The organism is Rothia sp. HMSC069C01, from assembly GCF_001814655.1.
GTDB classification, from domain to species: Bacteria; Actinomycetota; Actinomycetes; order Actinomycetales; family Micrococcaceae; genus Rothia; species Rothia dentocariosa.
This window is the reverse complement of the sequence record NZ_KV817393.1, coordinates 1-302: the sequence shown is the minus strand read 5'-3', so window position 1 is coordinate 302 and position 302 is coordinate 1. Positions and strand designations below refer to the sequence as shown.

1 rRNA gene is annotated in these 302 nt (G+C 49.3%); it reads left to right on the top strand.

Annotated features, from left to right (window positions below):
• Positions 1–77 precede the first annotated feature (77 nt).
• Positions 78–196, top strand: a 5S ribosomal RNA gene (gene rrf, locus HMPREF2981_RS05540).
• The last annotated feature ends 106 nt before the right edge of the window (positions 197–302 follow it).

The following is a 302-nucleotide window of genomic DNA, read 5'->3' as shown; positions in this document are numbered from 1 at the left end:
GCGTTCGCTGTATAGTTTTGAAACAACAAGCCTGGGCCCCCTTTATTTTTGTGGGGTGGGTTGTTGTTTGGTGGTTTTGCGGTGGTGATAGCTTGGGGGAAACGCCCAGTATCCTTTTCGAACCTGGTGAGCTAAGCCCTGTGGTGTTGATGGTACTGCATCTTGGTGGGTGTGGGAGAGTAGATGGCTGCCGCAATAATAATTTTGTTTAGAGGTAAGTATGGGTGGGGGTTTCCTGTGGGGAGCTTTCGCTCATGCTTTTTGTGTTTAACGGTGGTTTTACCAAACAACCCCAACCCGGT